This is a genomic window from Deltaproteobacteria bacterium, from assembly GCA_028818775.1.
In the GTDB taxonomy this organism is placed as follows: domain Bacteria; phylum Desulfobacterota; class Binatia; order UBA9968; family JAJDTQ01; genus JAJDTQ01.
In genome coordinates this window covers 13,090-27,849 of the sequence record JAPPNE010000054.1, presented here as the reverse complement: position 1 = coordinate 27,849, position 14,760 = coordinate 13,090, and the positions used below count along the sequence as shown (strand labels likewise).

The window sequence follows — 14,760 nt, the reverse complement described above, 5'->3', positions numbered from 1 at the left end:
AATAGAAAAGACCTCGCAGGTGATGCCGATCTGTTTCACGAGTTTCTCCCTCGTTTCCCGGCGCCTTGGCGCAGAATGCGCTGGACCTCCCGCAGCCGGCCCCCGTCCTCGGCTTCAAGGCGAACTCCCTGGGGCAGCCGCTCGATCAGCTTCCGCGCATTGGCGATACGGACCGTGGTCTTCGGGTGGCTCGACAGAAAGGTCGGCGTGGAGCGGCCCTTCTCTCTTTGCAGCGTTTCGAAGAAGCTGACAAGCCCGCGCGGATCATAGCCCGCCCGGTACATGAGTCCTACGGCAAAGGCGTCGGCTTCATGCTCGGCTTCGCGGCTGAAGGTGTTGAGGTACCCCATGGCCGCAATCCCCCCGAGAACCGCGGTAGCCCGCCCGGCGTCGGTGCCCACGGCAATCTCGGCGGCGGCCGTGCCCGCCTGACGCAGGATGTTGGTGGCGATGGCGCGGTTGAAGTTGCGGGCGACGTGGCGCTTGACCACATGCCCGATCTCGTGGGCGATGACCCCGGCCAGCTCGCTCACATTGCGCGCCCTGAGAATGGTGCCGGTGTAAAGGTAGATGTGGCCCGCGGGCGCGGCGAACGCATTGACGTCGTTGTTGGGGATGACCTTGAAATAGTAGGTGAAGGGCTGGGGGCCGACCCGTTCAAGAAGCCTCGTACCGATGGCGGATACGTACCGGGTAACGGTGGGGTCGCGAACCAATTCGGTGCGGTGCTCGAAGTTGCGTGCGAAGTCGGCGCCCAGGCTGCGCTCGTCATCGACGCTCAAGGGAGCGCAAGCCCCCAGGGCCGCCAGCAGCAGCGCGCCCGCGGCCGACCGGAGAAAACCGGGGAAACGCATCGCCTAAGATTAGCCGTCGCCACCTTCCCTTTCAAGCGTTGCGGCGCCGGCGCGGCTCGGGATCGGAGGGGGCCGGGCGGCTCGCCGCCAAGCGGTTTCTCAGGGCCCTTTGGTGCGTTACAATCCACCCTCATGGCACCCAATCCAAAGAAGATCGCCGGTGAGCGCGCCACGGATTATGTCGCGCACGACATGATCGTAGGTCTGGGAACGGGCTCGACGGCCTATTTCGCCATCGTCCGGCTGGCCGAGAGGATCCGCGAAGAGTCGCTGCGTATCCGCTGCATCTCCACGTCCGAGCGTTCGGCCACACTGGCGCGGGAACTGGGCATTCCCCTCACCAGCTTCGCGGAGGTGCTTCACGTCGATGTGACCATCGACGGCGCCGACGAGGTGGATCCCGCGTTCAACCTCATCAAGGGCGGCGGCGGGGCGCTGCTGCGCGAGAAGTTCGTCGCCTCCGCGAGCGACACCGAGTTGATCATCGTCGATGAGAGCAAGCTGAAGCAGCGCCTCGGCGCCTTTCCCCTGCCCGTGGAGGTGGTGCCGTTCGGCTGGCAGATGACACGCGAGCGCCTGCGGGACCTCGGCTGCGACGCGCGCTTCCGCTCGTCGGACAGCACCCCCTTCGTGACCGATAACGGCAACTACATCCTGGACTGCTCGTTCGGCGTCATCGAGGATCCGCCCGCGCTGGAGCGCGAGATCGTCGGGACCTGCGGTGTCGTGGATTGCGGGATCTTCAGCGGGCTCGCCACCCGGATCATCATCGGCAAGTCCGACGGGAGCCTGGAGGAGCGGGCGGAGCCGGAGATGCTCGCCTGACGGGACCGGCTACCAGCGGTTCCGGTTTCCGCCGCCGCGGTTGTCTCCGAATCCCCCACGGCGTTCCTGAGGTCGGGCCTCGCTGACCGTGAGCTTGCGGCCGCCCAGTTCCGTTTCGTGCAGGGCGTCGATGGCCCGTTGCGCCTCGTCCGCCGACCCCATCTCCACGAAACCGAATCCGCGCGAACGGCCCGTGAACTTGTCGGTGATGATCCTGGCGGACACGACGGTGCCGTGCTCGGCAAACACGTCCTGTAGTTGATCTTCCGTTGTCGCATAGGGCAGACCGCCCACGTACAGCTTTTCGTTCATGCTTTCCTCCGTCCTTCTTCTTTTCAACCCCGCGACAGTACACGGTGAAAGCCGAACGCATGCGGGACGATCGAGGCTCTCGAACCGGCTTGGGTCTTACGCGGTCTCTCAGAAGGCAAAAAAGATATCGTTCAATTGTAGACCCGGACTCCCTTATATTGACCCGCTGGCCTCTTTGTCAACTGGCTTACCTAATATTCGCGAATCGATAACCGCTGATGTCATTAACGCAACAAGCGGTACCAAATGGGCGTCCCCAGGGCCACGAGCAGGAAGAAGACGCCGGCTCCGGCGAACATCAGCGCGAAACCCCACGTGTCCGCCGCCCAGCCCAGGACCAGCGGAAGGGCCATGGGCGAGATGTTCCAGCCGAGTCCGGTCGCGGCCATGACCGCCGACCGGTCGCTGGCGCGGCTGAGGTCCACCGCCTGGACCTGGTTGAGCAGGTCCGCCACCGCCCCGGCCATGCCCAGGCCGGCGATGCAGAGCCCCAGAAGCAGCCACCCCTGCGTCCATGTGCTGGCCAGGATACAGAGGCCCAACCCCGCCATGCTGAGCGCGTAGAACCCCTTCTCGCGTTCGATGGTGATCTCCGAGCCCATGGCCAGTCCGATGGCCACCGGACCGATGGAGCGCACGGCGATGATCACGCTGATCCAGCCCTCGGGAAAGGCAAGGTCGCTCATGTAGACAGGGTAGATGGACTGGGTGATGCCGAAGGGGACGGCCGCCGCGCACGAACTGGAAATGAGCAGCCAGGTGCGTCCCCGGAGCAGGCGGCGGCTCATCCCCACGGTGGTCTCCCACACGGTGCGTCCGCCATGCACGCGGATGGGCGGGAGGACGAAGCCCAGCAACATGCCGGCGACCGACGCCGCGGTCACGAGGGCGAACGTGTAGCCGTATCCCAGCCACCCCGCGAGAACGCCGCCCAGTGCCAGGCCCAAAAGCTGGCCGGTGTAGTTGGCCGCCGACAACTGCCCGAGCATCCTGCCGGGATAGCGGCTGGAAAGCTGGCTCGCCATGGACTGGGCCGGCACCCAGAACATGCTGCGCGACAGGTTCGCCAGGGTACTGGACAGCATCAGCGAGAGGAACCCGCCCGCCAGGGCCAGCGTGACGGCGGCGAGCACGTTCAGCGAATAGCACGCCTGGAGCATGCGGTGCTCGCCGTAGCGGTCGGCCAGGGCGCCGCCGACGAAGCGCATGACGATGGTCAGCAGGTACGGAAGCCCCACCAGGGAGCCGATGTCGAGCACGGAAAGCCCCAGGGTCACGCCGAAAAGCGGCGTGAGCACGAACAACATGCCGTTGCACATGTTCCACAGCAGCGCGCCCGCGAAGAGAATCCCGCGCGCCGGTCGGATGCGGCCCGTATCGTTCATCGAGAGGGGGAGCGTGCGGGAATCCGCCGCGCCCTCATGCGTCCCGGTCCAGGGCGTAGTAGGCGGCGCAGTTGTCCCACAGGATCTTGTGCTTGTCTTCCGCGCTGATGGTGGCGAGTTCGAGGAAGCTTTCCACCGCGTGGGGAAACTTGGAGTCGCCGTGGGGATAGTCCGTGGAGAACACGATGCGCTCGTTCCCGAGGTAGTCGATGACGTACTTCACCGGCTCCTCATCCGGTTCCACGGACACGAAACACTGCCGCTTGAAGTACTCGCTCGGCAGCATCGCCAAGTCCGGCGACCAGACGTCGGCCTCCCTCTCGCATGCCTCGTCCATGCGCCAGAGGAGCCACGGCAACCAGCCGCAGTTGGCCTCCAGAAAGGCCACCCTCAGATTCGGATGCCGCGCCAGCACGCCGCCCGCGCACAGGCTGCCCATGGCGAGCATCTGCTCCACCGGCTGGGCGAACACCCGCCGCAGCATGAAGTTGGGCTCGAACTGATCACCCACCTGGCGTACGCCGGAAGACGAGGATTCGTGCAGCCCCAGGGGCATGTGAAGTTCCTCCAGGGCGCTCCACAGGGGCTCGTAGCAGGGGTCGTGAAAGTTGCGGTCGTTGACGGGATTCGAGCGCATGAAGATGCCCCGGAACCCGAGTTCGCGGGCGCAACGGGTAGCCTCTTCGACCGCAGCGTCGACGTCGAAGGGAGACAGCATGCCCGCGCCCAGCAGGCGGGCGGGGTCGGCGGCGCAGAAATCGTGAAGCCAGTTGTTGTAGGCCCGCGCCACGGCGGCGGCGAAACGCGGCTCCATGTCCGCCTCGCTCAGGGCCTGGAGCCCGCGCGTGGGATAGAGCACCGCCACGTCGATGCCCTCGATATCCATGGCTTCCAGTTGCACCTCCGGGGTCCAGCCCCGCTCCGCGTGGGTGCCGTAGATACCCTGGTTCTTCTTGAAGTTGTGCCCTTGCGTGACGTTGCCGGCATGGATCTCGGGAAGACCCCAGAGCCTCCCGTCCGGATGGACCATGCGCAGGTCGCGCACGTTCTCGCTGGTGACCCCGCGCGGGGCCTGCGGCCTGAACTCGGGCTCCAGGTACGTCTCCCACAAGTCCGGCGGCTCCATGATGTGCATGTCGCTGTCGAGAATTCGGTATCCGTTCTTGGCCATCTGTTTCTCCCGCGGGACTCGGACTATCCCTTCCAGGCGCCCCACGCCAGGCTGAGCCACCCCAACAGGAACGCGAGCCCTCCGATGGGGGTGATCGCGCCCAGCCAACGGATGCCCGAAAGGCTCAGGAGGTAAAGGCTCCCCGAGAACACCAGCGTGCCGGCGACGAAGAACCAGCCCGCCACCAGGAACTCGGGGCGGGGCCAGCGCTCGAATGCCAGCGCCACCGCCACCAGCCCCAAGGCATGGTACATCTGATAGCGCACGCCCACCTCGAAGATGTCGAGCATCTCCGGCGACAGTCTGCCGCGCAGACCGTGAGCGGCGAACGCACCCAGCGCGACCCCGGCAAACCCGGACAGGGAACCCAGAAGCAGGAAAAGACGATCGGCGCCCACGACCCGCGTAGTCTTTCACACGGACTGCGCGAATGCAACGTGTAGCCGCGGGCAGGCACGGACGCGGCCGGGATGGACAATTCGCCCCCCTTGGGCTACTCTATCGCAACAGTGAGGGGAGCCCACGAGGGCTTCGCGAAAGGAGGTTCGGTGCAACCAGCACGAGAGCTATGAGCAAGCAGGACAATATCGAGGTTACGGGCACGGTGATGGAGAGCCTTCCCAACGCCATGTTCAAGGTCGAACTGGACAACAAGCACAACGTCCTTGCGTACACCGCGGGCAAGATGCGCAAGTTCTACATCAAGATCCTGCCCGGAGACCGGGTGACGCTCGAGCTGTCGCCCTATGACCTGACCCGAGGCCGGATTACCTACCGGCACCGCAACTGACCCATCGGCGCACACGAACGCCCGCGCCGGCGTCCCGCGTGCGCGACCGGAAAAGGAACAGCCTCAAGCGGCGGACATGCGCACCATGAGGTCGCGGCGCGCGGCCTGCGCGCGCCGTACCACGGCCTCCTCGTCGAACAGGGTGCAGCGGCGCTCGCGCATCAGCACCTTGCCGTCGGCCACCACCGTGTCCACGTCGGTGGCCTTGGCGCAATGCACCAACTGGCTCACCAGGTCGTTCACCGGCTGGAAATGCGGCTTGTCCACGTCCACCAGGATCAGGTCCGCGCGCTTGCCAACCTCCACCGTGCCGCAGACCGACCCGAGGCCCAGCGCGTGGGCGCCGTCGATCGTGCCCATGCACAGAACGCTGTAAGGATCGATGACGCCGGCGTCCTGGTGCTTGACTTTCTGCAGCAGCGACGCGGCCTTCATGGTCTCGAACAGGTCCTGGCCGTGGTTGCTCGCCGCGCCGTCCGTGCCCAGGCCGACCCGGACGCCGGCCTCCAGCATCTCCACCACGGGCGCGATGCCGTCCCCAAGCATCATGTTGCTCACGGGGTTGTGCGACACCGCCGTGCGGGTCCCCGCCAGATGGCGGATCTCGTCGGCGGACAGGTGGACGCTGTGGGCGAAGATCGCGTCCTCGCCGGGAATGCCGAAGTCCTTCAGGTGCTCGACCACGCCGGCGCGGTCCAGCGTCCGGCGCGTCACCTCCACCACGGAGGCCGATTCCGCCACGTGGGCGCTGATGCCGATGGAATGGGCGTCCGCGAACCGGCGGATCTCCCGCAGGAGGTCGGGGGAGGCGTTGATGGGCGGCGTGTTGGGTCCGGTGCGGAAGGTCAACCGCGGGTCGCCGCCGCCCTGACGCGCCATTAGATCCTCGATGCGCCCGAAGGCGGTCTCGGGGGTCTCCTTGGTGCAGTCCGGTACGATCTCCCCGGTGTCCATGACCGTGCGCGCGAACACGCCGCGCAGACCCGACCCGGTGATGGCGTCCACCGTGGCCACGGCGCACTCCGGACCGGGGTTCAGGAAATTGTGCTCGCAGACGGTAGTGACGCCGCCCTTGAGATTCTCGAGACAGCCCAGCAGGGCGCCCGCCGCCGCATGCTCCGGGTTCAGCACACGCGCCACGCCGTAGATGCGCTCAAGCCAGTCGAGAAACGGCATGTCCTCCCACACCGCCCGCAGGAGCACCTGGTAGAGATGCGTGTGGGCATTGACCAGCCCGGGCAGGAGCACCTTGCCGTGGCCGTCGATGCGTGTCTCCCCTTCCCTTGCCGGCGCTTCGCCCTTGTCCACCGCGGTGATGTTGCCGTCCACGGCGGTCACGTAACCTGATTCGATGACCGCGCCGCGACCGGTCATGGGCAGGATCGTACAGTCCGTGATCGTTGTTGTTTCCATGGCTCTCCAAAACGAAGGGGCGGCGCATCCGCCGCCCCTTCGTGGTTGCAGTCTTGCCGGCAAGGGCCGTTCAGGAGTCCCGTGTCCGCCGTTCGTGCGCCTCGTTCACCTTGAGCACACGCCCCTGAAGCTCCGTTCCGTTCAAGGCTTCCATGGCTGCCTGGGCCTCGGCGTCCGAGCCCATCTCGACGAACCCGAAACCGCGCGACCGGCCGGTAAAGCGGTCGGTCACGATCCTGGCCGAAGCAACCGTGCCGTGTGCCGCGAAAAGCTCCTGCAACTGGGCTTCGGTCACGGCGTAGGGCAGTCCACTCACGTAAAGTCTGTCACCCATGGCACACCCCCTCTTCGAGGTCCGAACACGGCGTTCGAACGTGACATCAGCACGGCAACCGGCCCGATCTTATCTTCATGCACCCTGCAATGCAAACGTGGTACGCACGGTCATTCATGCGCCGCCGGACGCACCGCCTCGACGACGTAATCCAGCAATTCCTCCGGCCGGTCCACGACCATTTCGATTCTCAGGGCCAGCAAACGTCCGGTGGAAAAGGGGAACCGCGCCAACTTGACGTAGTCCTTCTCGGTCGTGACGATCTTCTCCGCCGGGCGGCGGTTGATCTCGCGCCAGTCTCCTTCCGTGTACGTGTGGTGATCGGGATACTCCAGCGTGTCCACCACGACCGCCTCGCACTCGCGGAGCATGGCGTAGAAAGGCGCCGGGTCGCCTATCGCGGCCACCGCCAGGACCCGGGCGCCGGCGAGAGCGGCCAGCGTCAGCTCCCGGTGGCCGCTCTCGGTGCGCATGAGCACGGCGCGCGGCCGCCGGTTTCCAAAGAAGACCCTGGAAGAGTCGAAACGGCGCTCGAGCCGTTTCCGCCAGCGGTCGTGCGCCCCGGTCACCACGACGACACGGGCGCGGCGCAACGCCCGGACCGGCTCTCGAAACGGCCCCGCCGGCAGGAGCGACCCCTCGCAGTCGGACCCCACGAGGACGATGTCGAGGTCCCGCTCGAGCCGCCGGTGCTGGAATCCATCGTCCAGCACGAAGAGGTGCGCTTTCAGCGGGTCCCGGCCCGACTCCAGGCCGACACGGTAGCGGTCCGCGCCCACACCCACCCTCTGGCCGTACAGGGCGCTCATCATGGCCGGTTCGTCGCCGTAGACCAGAAGCCTGCCGGCGGCCTCGTCAAGCCATTTCCCGGCATCCTCGGGCTCGATCACGGCGGCCGTGCCGGCGCCGCCGTAACCTCGGGTCAGGATCGTCGTCCCGAGGCCGCGCTGCCGCAGGGCCTGGGACAGCCACAGGACCGTGGGGGTCTTGCCGGTGCCGCCCACGGTGAGGTTGCCCACGCACACCACCGGAACCGGGAGTCTCCGGGAACGCAGCACCCCGACGTCGTACAGCAGGTTTCGCAGCCCAATCACGGCACGGTAGACCAGGCTCCACGGCCACAGCAGCAGCCACAGGATGCGGGCCGCCGCGCCGCGCCCTTGCCAGGCGTCGCGCACCCATCGTGCCGGCCCACTAGCCAAGGGCACCCCGGGAGGCGGCGTGCCGAATTTGGCGGCACACCAGTTTCAGGCTCCGCGGCAGGACGTCCGCGTCCGCCGCCGCGGCCCGGGCGGCGGCGCGGCCCACCGCCGCCGCCCGACCGGGATCTTCCAACAGGCCGCTGATCTCCGCCTGGAGGTCCTCGGGGCCGCGCACCTCGACGCCGCCGCCTCCTTCCAGGAGAGCGCGGGCGATGCCGGCGACGTTGGCGTGATGGGGACCGAACAGCACCGGTTTGGCGCAACGCGCCGGTTCCAGGAGATTGTGTCCTCCCGCCGGGACCAGGGTGCCGCCCACGAACGCGACGTCCGCGCGGCCGTACACGCGCGGCAGCTCGCCCAGCGTATCCAGCAGCAGCACGCCGACCTCCTCGGACCCGACGCCGGTGAATTCAGTCCGCTTCTGGTAACGCAGCTCGCGTTGCCGCAGCAGGCGTTCCACCTCGGCGAACCGCTCGGGATGCCTCGGAGCGAGGACCATCAACAGGCCCGGGAAACGGCGGCGCAAGCCAGGCAGGACATCCAGCAGCACCTCTTCCTCTCCCCGGTGCGTGCTGCCCGCCACCACCACGGGGCCCGGGCCGAAGCCTGACAGGTCCGCGGGCGGCTCCTCCGCCGCCGCGTCCGGCGCGTGCTTAAGGGAGCCGGTAACCGTCACCCTGGCAGGGTCCACTCCCAGATCCAGCAGGCGCGCGGCATTCTCGTCGTCCTGCATGCCGAAGGCGGACACCCGCTCCAGCGCGGGGCGGAAGAGTCCCTGGAACCGTTTGAAGAGGGCCGCGCCGCGCGGCGACAGACGGCCGCTGAGCACCACCAGCGGGATGCGCTGCCGGTGCGCCGCGTGGATGAAGTTGGGCCAGATCTCCGTTTCCAGCACGATGATCACCTCCGGACGGAGGCACCGAAGGCTGCGCGAGACCAGCCACGGCAGGTCCAGCGGCAGGTAGGTGACGGCGTCCACGTGGGGAAGGTTTTCCCATCCGGTCTGACGGCCGGTGGCGGTGACCGTGGAGAGCAGCAGCTTGCGTTCCGGCCAGCGCGCCTTGATGCGCCGAAGCAGCGCGGCGGCTGAACGTACCTCGCCCACGGAAGCGGCATGAACCCAGATGGGGCGGGAACCGGCGAGTGAGTCGCGCAGCGCACCCGGATAGGCGGCGAAACGCTCGCGCAGGCCCCGGTACGGACGCCGCGGGAGGATCAACAGCAGGGGCCACGCCAAGAGCGCGAGCATGAGGCCTGCGTGCCACACCGTATTGTAGAGACTCAACACCCGTTCCGGCTCCGTCGATCGCCGCCGGTCTACGTGGGAGAGCGGCCGGCGTCAGTGCAGGTACTTCCTTTCCGTCGCACTGCCTTCCATGGCCTGCAAATGATAGAGGCGGCTGTATTCCTTCCGTCGGGCCAGCAGGTCCTTGTGGGTGCCCTCCTCCACGACGGCGCCCTTGGCGAGGACCACGATGCGAGTGGCGTTGCGAATGGTCGACAGGCGGTGGGCGATCACGAGGCTGGTGCGGTTCTCCATGAGCGCGTCGAGGGCATCCTGCACGAGCCGCTCCGACTCGGAGTCCAACGCGGAAGTGGCTTCGTCGAGGATCAGGATCGGCGCGTTCTTGAGCACCGCCCGGGCGATGGCGATGCGCTGCCGCTGTCCTCCGGACAGCTTCATTCCCAACTCTCCGATGACGGTATCGTACCCCATGGGCAACTCCATGATGAAGTCGTGGGCATGAGCCGCCTTGGCGGCGCGGACCACCTCTTCCATGTCCTTGGAGGGATCGCCGTAGGAGATGTTGTTGCGCACGCTGTCATTGAACAGGAAGGTATGCTGGGTGACGATGGCGATCTGGCGCCGGAGCGACGCGAGGGTGAGCTTGCGCACGTCCGTTCCGTCGAGGGCGATGCCGCCCGAGGTGACGTCGTAGAAACGCGGCAGCAAGGCCGAGAGCGTCGTCTTGCCCGCGCCGCTTGTGCCCACCAGAGCCACCGTCTCGCCGCGCCGTATCTCCAGGTCGATGCCCTTGAGGACGGGCCCCTCGCGATACCCAAAGCTCACTTGCCGGAACGAGATGCGATCGGCAAACGGTTCGGCGGGAACCGCGTCCGGATCGTCCGCGATGTCCAGCGGCGCGTCCAGCACGTCGAAGATCCGCTCGCCCCCGGCAATGCCCTGATGGATCTCCGGCAGCGTGCGGCTCAGGTGCTTGAAGGGTTCGTAGACCAGCAGCATGGCGGTGATGAAGGCGAAGAATTCGCCGGCGGTGCGCCCGCCGGCCATGACCGAGGCGCCCCCGTACCACAGCACGCCGGCGATGCCGATGGCCGCCAGCACTTCCATGACCGAGGGAATGATGGCGCGGGCGCGACTCGCCTTCATGCTGTGGCGCAGGACCTCCCGGTTCTCGCGGTTGAAGCGCTCCAGCTCGTATCGCTCCATGCCGAAGGCCTTCACGATGGGGCTCCCCTGGAGGCTCTCCTGGAGGATCGCGGCAAGGGTTCCGGTGCTGGCCTGGCTTTGCCGGGTGGCCGTGCGGACACGCCTCGTGAGCCGCCGCACGGGGAGGACGGCGCCGGGAAAGGCCACGAAGGCGATGGACGCGAGCACCCAGTCCATGTAGAAGGCCACCAGGGTCAGCGCGGTCACGGAGGTCGTGTTGCGCGCCAGCGATGCGACGGCGCTGGTGAGCGCGACCCGAACCAAACCCACATCGCTGGTGACACGGGAGAGAAGCGTGCCCGTTGGATTGCGATGGATATAGGCCAGCGAGAGCCATTGGAGCTTCTCGCACAGCGCGGAACGCAGGTCGCGAATGATCCGATGGCCGACGTAGTCCATCAGGTAGATCTGGCCGAAGTTGGACGCGCCGCGAACAGCGAAGACCAGCACCACCATGAGGGGAATGTAGATCAGCATCCCGGGGTCCTTGCTGACGAACATCCGGTCCACCATGTCCCGCACGACGAAGGGGAGCGCGGCCGTGGATGCGCTGAACAGCAGCATGCACGCGATCGCGGCGCAGAAGTGCGGCCACGAGTAAGGCCGCAGGTATCCGAGCAAACGCCGGTAGGGTGTCATGACGGCGCTCCCGTGCCCTCGCGTGCCAGCAACCGCATGGCCATGTCCGCGACCCGTCCGGGAGCACCCGGAGGACCCAGGCGCCGGCGCACCGCCTCGAGCTTCGCCACCACCGCCCGGTGAACCTCGGGCCGGAGCAGACGCCGTGTTTCGGCCAGAATCCTCTCGGCCGTGACCTCGCTCTGGATCAACTCGGGCACCACCCGTTCGCCCGCGATGATGTTCACCATGCCGATATGCTCCACCCGAATGAGCAGACGCCCGAGCCAATAGCTCAGCGGCGACAGACGGTAGGTGATGACCATGGGCTTCCTGAGCAGGCCCGCCTCCAGGGTCGCGGTCCCGGAGGCCACCCACACGAGGTCCGCCGCCGCCAGCATGTTGTAGGCGTCGCCGTCGGCGATGCGCACGGTGAAGGGGGCTTCGGCCACGGCCTGCTCCAACGCGCCGGGTTCGATGGTGCTGGCCCGTATCAGAACGAACTGGACCTCGCGCTCACGCGCCAGACCCCGCGCCGCCTCCAGCATGGGACCGATGAGCGAGGCCACTTCCTTGTGCCGGCTGCCGGGCATGAGCGCCACGGTGAGCTTCGCGCCTTCCAGCCCCAACCCGTGAAGGCTGGTCTCGCGATCCCGGCTGGGCTGGACGGCGTCCACCAGGGGGTGTCCGACGAAGTGCACCGTTCGCACCCCCGAGGACTTGTACAGGTCCTCCTCGAACGGGAACACCACGGCCATGGCGTCCACGCAAGCGGCGAGCTGGCGGATGCGGTAGCGGCGCCAGGCCCACACCTGCGGACTGATGTAGTAGAGCACGGTGATGCCGTGGCGCCGGGCGAGGCGCGCCAGGCGCATGTTGAACTCGGGAAAGTCGATGAGGATGAGCAGGGCCGGGCGCGTGCGCAGCAGCAGGCGCCGCAGGAGCCGGTAAGCCAGCCAGACGTGGCGCAGGCTGCCCAGCACTTCCGACAGCCCGACGCCTGATACCTTGGCGAAGTCGTGGACCACCTTCATCCCCGCCTGGCGCAGGCCGGCGCCGCCCATGCCGAAAAGCTCCACCGTCGGGTTGCGCTGCCTCAGGCTCCGTACCAACTCGGCCCCACGGGCGTCGCCCGAGGCTTCCCCGCACACCAGCATCACCTCTGCCGGCCGCTCGTCCGGGCACGCCTGGTCCGTCATCACAAGCGCTCGCTGATCGCGGAGGCGATCCGCAGGGCGTGCAACCCGTCCTCCCCGCTCACCACCGGATCCCCGCGGGTCGCCACCGACTCCAGAAACGATTCGATCTGGTCCCGGAGGGCGTCGCCGTTCTCGGTCACGATGGTCTGTCCCGAGATGCCGTCCCAGCCGCGGCTCCGGTCCTCCATGCGGTACACCTGCGCCTTTTTGGCGTCGTAGTCCAGCGATATGTACGCGTCGTGCTGAAAGAAGCGGATCTTGCGCTCGCGCTTCATCGACACCCGGCTCGCGGTTACGTTGGCGACGCATCCGTCCTCGAAACGAATGCGCGCGTTGGCGATATCGGGCCTTTCCGTGAGCACGGTGACGCCGGTGGCGTCGATCTGGGCCACGGGCGCGTGCACCAGGCTGGAGATCACGTCGATGTCGTGAATCATCAGGTCCAGCACCACGTCGACGTCCGTGCCCCGGGCAATGAACGGCGCCAGCCGGTGACACTCCACGAACCGCGGCGCCGAGATCACCGAGGAGAGTGCGCGCACCACCGGATTGAAGCGCTCCAGGTGCCCCACCTGAAGGACGCGTCCGTGGCGCCGCGCGGCCTTCACCAGCTCGCAACCGTCGGACACCGTCGCAGTGATGGGCTTTTCCACGAGCACGTCGACTCCCGCCTCCAGGCAAGCGCGGGCGACCGAGTAGTGCTGCTGCGTCGGCACGGCAACGCTCACGCAGCGCACGCGTTCCAGCATCCGCCGGAAATCGGTGACCGCGTGCACCTGGTAACGTGCCCCGGCCTCTTGCGCGCGCCGTTCGTCGATGTCGGCCACGGCCACAAGCTCGGCCGCGGGCAAGGACGCGTACTTGGTCGCATGGAGGCTGCCGGCGTAGCCCACGCCGATCACGCCCACCGCGATGGGGTCCCGCTCGCTCATTCCGGCTCCGAAGCCGCCGCCACTACCGCGATGCCCGCATCGTCGGCGGCCGCCAGCAACTCCTCCTTGTCCAGCAGAATCGACCGCCCGCACTCCACCGCGAGCACGCCGCCCCCGACTTCCCGCAGGACCTCGATGGTCCCCGGGCCGATGGCGGGCACGTCGAAGCGCAGGTCCTGGTCCGGCTTGCTCATCTTGACCACCACGATGGAGCCTTCCACAGCGTCGCCACCGCGACGGATGGCGGCATCCGTGCCCTCGATGGCCTCGACGGCCAAGACGACCCCCTCCTTCAGCACCAGGGTTTGACCGATGCCCATGCGTCCGAGCGTCTTCACCATGGGGATTCCCTGACGCACGTCCCGCCATTGCTGTTCGCTCGGCTCGGTGCGGGTCAACACGCCCGGCGTTCCGGGAATGATGCGTTCGAGGAAAATCGTTGAAGGCACCACCCGGATGCCCTCGCCCTCGAGCTCCCCGGCGACCCCGCGCAACAGGTGGTCGTCGTCGCGGCGCCGCATCCGCGCCAACAGTGCCAAGCCTCTGGGATCGGGCCTGAAGTTCGAGAACATGCGCACCTTGCGGATGCCGCCCGCCATGACGGCGTGACGGACCTCGGCCTTGTGGAAGGTCCGGATGATCCGCCCCAACTGGCCCACCCGGATCCAGGTGACCTCCGCGGCGAACTGCTCGATCTCCGGGTCCGTTTCCCCGTGGTGAGCCACCGCGATGACGCGTACCCCGGCCTGTCGCGCGTTGCGGGCGAATATTAATGGAAAGCGGCCGCTGCCGGCGATCAGGCCGACCCGGTCCGCGGGCACGTCCGGCGTCACGCAGGCATCTCCATGGCGGACAATTCCGCCTCCGCCACGCGCCGTCCGTCCACCGTCGCATGCCCGGCGAGGCGCCAATAGTTCTTGCGTCGCCGCGTGATTTCCAACTCGATGCGCAACTGATCGCCCGGCACCACCAGGTGCTTGAACTTCACCCGGTCGAGACCCGTAAGGACGAAAACCTTGTCCCACGGGTCGTTGTCCGGAGATGGGTCGCTGCACCGCGCGAAGACCGCGCCTACCTGCGCCATGGCCTCGCAGATCAGCACGCCCGGCATGACGGGCTTGTCCGGGAAGTGGCCCTGGAAGAAGGTCTCGTTGATGCTGACGTTCTTGATGCCCACGATGCGCTTGTTGGGCTCGAGCTCCACGATTCGATCCACCAGAAGGAACGGATAGCGATGCGGGATCAGCTTGCGTATCTCGATTACGTCCATCAT

Annotated in this window: 15 protein-coding genes and 1 pseudogene; 2 read left to right on the top strand and 14 right to left on the bottom strand. The window is 67.1% G+C overall.

Features of this window, described 5'->3' with window-relative positions; genetic code table 11:
• Positions 1-35 precede the first annotated feature (35 nt).
• Entirely contained in the window at positions 36-854 is an 819-nt protein-coding gene (locus OXU42_06740) for a M48 family metallopeptidase (protein MDE0029076.1), read from the bottom strand.
• A 132-nt stretch (positions 855-986) separates the two neighbouring features.
• Here OXU42_06740 and rpiA point away from each other — a divergent pair, with 132 nt between their 5' ends.
• Positions 987-1,679, top strand: a complete 693-nt coding sequence (gene rpiA, locus OXU42_06735) for a ribose-5-phosphate isomerase RpiA (protein ID MDE0029075.1) — start codon at positions 987-989, stop codon at positions 1,677-1,679.
• Between the two features lie 9 nt (positions 1,680-1,688).
• On the opposite strand, the gene OXU42_06730 is transcribed toward rpiA, so the two are convergent.
• From OXU42_06730 to OXU42_06715, 4 genes and pseudogenes are all read right to left on the bottom strand, one after another.
• The gene (locus OXU42_06730) at positions 1,689-1,991 is read right to left on the bottom strand and encodes an RNA-binding protein (GenBank protein MDE0029074.1); all 303 of its coding nucleotides are present in this window, start codon (positions 1,989-1,991) and stop codon (positions 1,689-1,691) included.
• A 224-nt stretch (positions 1,992-2,215) separates the two neighbouring features.
• Positions 2,216-3,394, bottom strand: a pseudogene (locus OXU42_06725) (MFS transporter).
• 16 nt (positions 3,395-3,410) lie between these two features.
• A complete protein-coding gene (locus tag OXU42_06720) occupies positions 3,411-4,547 on the bottom strand; it encodes an amidohydrolase family protein (GenBank protein MDE0029073.1) in 1,137 nt (378 codons plus the stop codon).
• A gap of 23 nt (positions 4,548-4,570) precedes the next feature.
• Positions 4,571-4,945: a DUF423 domain-containing protein gene (locus OXU42_06715; GenBank protein MDE0029072.1), complete on the bottom strand. Its 375-nt coding sequence runs from the start codon at positions 4,943-4,945 to the stop codon at positions 4,571-4,573.
• A 170-nt stretch (positions 4,946-5,115) separates the two neighbouring features.
• Between OXU42_06715 and infA the strand changes: the two genes are divergently transcribed.
• Positions 5,116-5,337, top strand: a complete 222-nt coding sequence (infA, locus tag OXU42_06710; protein ID MDE0029071.1) for a translation initiation factor IF-1 — start codon at positions 5,116-5,118, stop codon at positions 5,335-5,337.
• 63 nt (positions 5,338-5,400) lie between these two features.
• Here infA and OXU42_06705 read toward each other — a convergent pair whose 3' ends face one another.
• From OXU42_06705 to fabZ, 9 genes are all read right to left on the bottom strand, one after another.
• The gene (locus OXU42_06705) at positions 5,401-6,750 is read right to left on the bottom strand and encodes an amidohydrolase (GenBank protein MDE0029070.1); all 1,350 of its coding nucleotides are present in this window, start codon (positions 6,748-6,750) and stop codon (positions 5,401-5,403) included.
• 70 nt (positions 6,751-6,820) lie between these two features.
• On the bottom strand, positions 6,821-7,084 hold the full coding sequence (locus OXU42_06700) for an RNA-binding protein (protein MDE0029069.1): 264 nt from the start codon (positions 7,082-7,084) through the stop codon (positions 6,821-6,823).
• A gap of 110 nt (positions 7,085-7,194) precedes the next feature.
• Complete coding sequence (lpxK, locus tag OXU42_06695; protein MDE0029068.1) at positions 7,195-8,262, bottom strand: tetraacyldisaccharide 4'-kinase; 1,068 nt, start codon at positions 8,260-8,262, stop codon at positions 7,195-7,197.
• Between the two features lie 16 nt (positions 8,263-8,278).
• Positions 8,279-9,571, bottom strand: a complete 1,293-nt coding sequence (locus OXU42_06690) for a 3-deoxy-D-manno-octulosonic acid transferase (protein MDE0029067.1) — start codon at positions 9,569-9,571, stop codon at positions 8,279-8,281.
• A gap of 54 nt (positions 9,572-9,625) precedes the next feature.
• Positions 9,626-11,377: an ABC transporter transmembrane domain-containing protein gene (locus tag OXU42_06685; GenBank protein MDE0029066.1), complete on the bottom strand. Its 1,752-nt coding sequence runs from the start codon at positions 11,375-11,377 to the stop codon at positions 9,626-9,628.
• On the bottom strand, positions 11,374-12,555 hold the full coding sequence (lpxB, locus tag OXU42_06680) for a lipid-A-disaccharide synthase (protein MDE0029065.1): 1,182 nt from the start codon (positions 12,553-12,555) through the stop codon (positions 11,374-11,376). The genes OXU42_06685 and lpxB overlap by 4 nt, the downstream gene beginning before the upstream one ends.
• Positions 12,555-13,487, bottom strand: a complete 933-nt coding sequence (locus OXU42_06675; GenBank protein ID MDE0029064.1) for a Gfo/Idh/MocA family oxidoreductase — start codon at positions 13,485-13,487, stop codon at positions 12,555-12,557. Before OXU42_06675 ends, lpxB begins: the two co-directional genes overlap by 1 nt.
• Positions 13,484-14,320 (bottom strand): UDP-2,3-diacylglucosamine diphosphatase LpxI, encoded by an 837-nt coding sequence (gene lpxI / locus OXU42_06670; GenBank protein MDE0029063.1) that lies wholly within the window; start codon positions 14,318-14,320, stop codon positions 13,484-13,486. Before lpxI ends, OXU42_06675 begins: the two co-directional genes overlap by 4 nt.
• Complete coding sequence (gene fabZ / locus OXU42_06665) at positions 14,317-14,760, bottom strand: 3-hydroxyacyl-ACP dehydratase FabZ (protein ID MDE0029062.1); 444 nt, start codon at positions 14,758-14,760, stop codon at positions 14,317-14,319. Before fabZ ends, lpxI begins: the two co-directional genes overlap by 4 nt.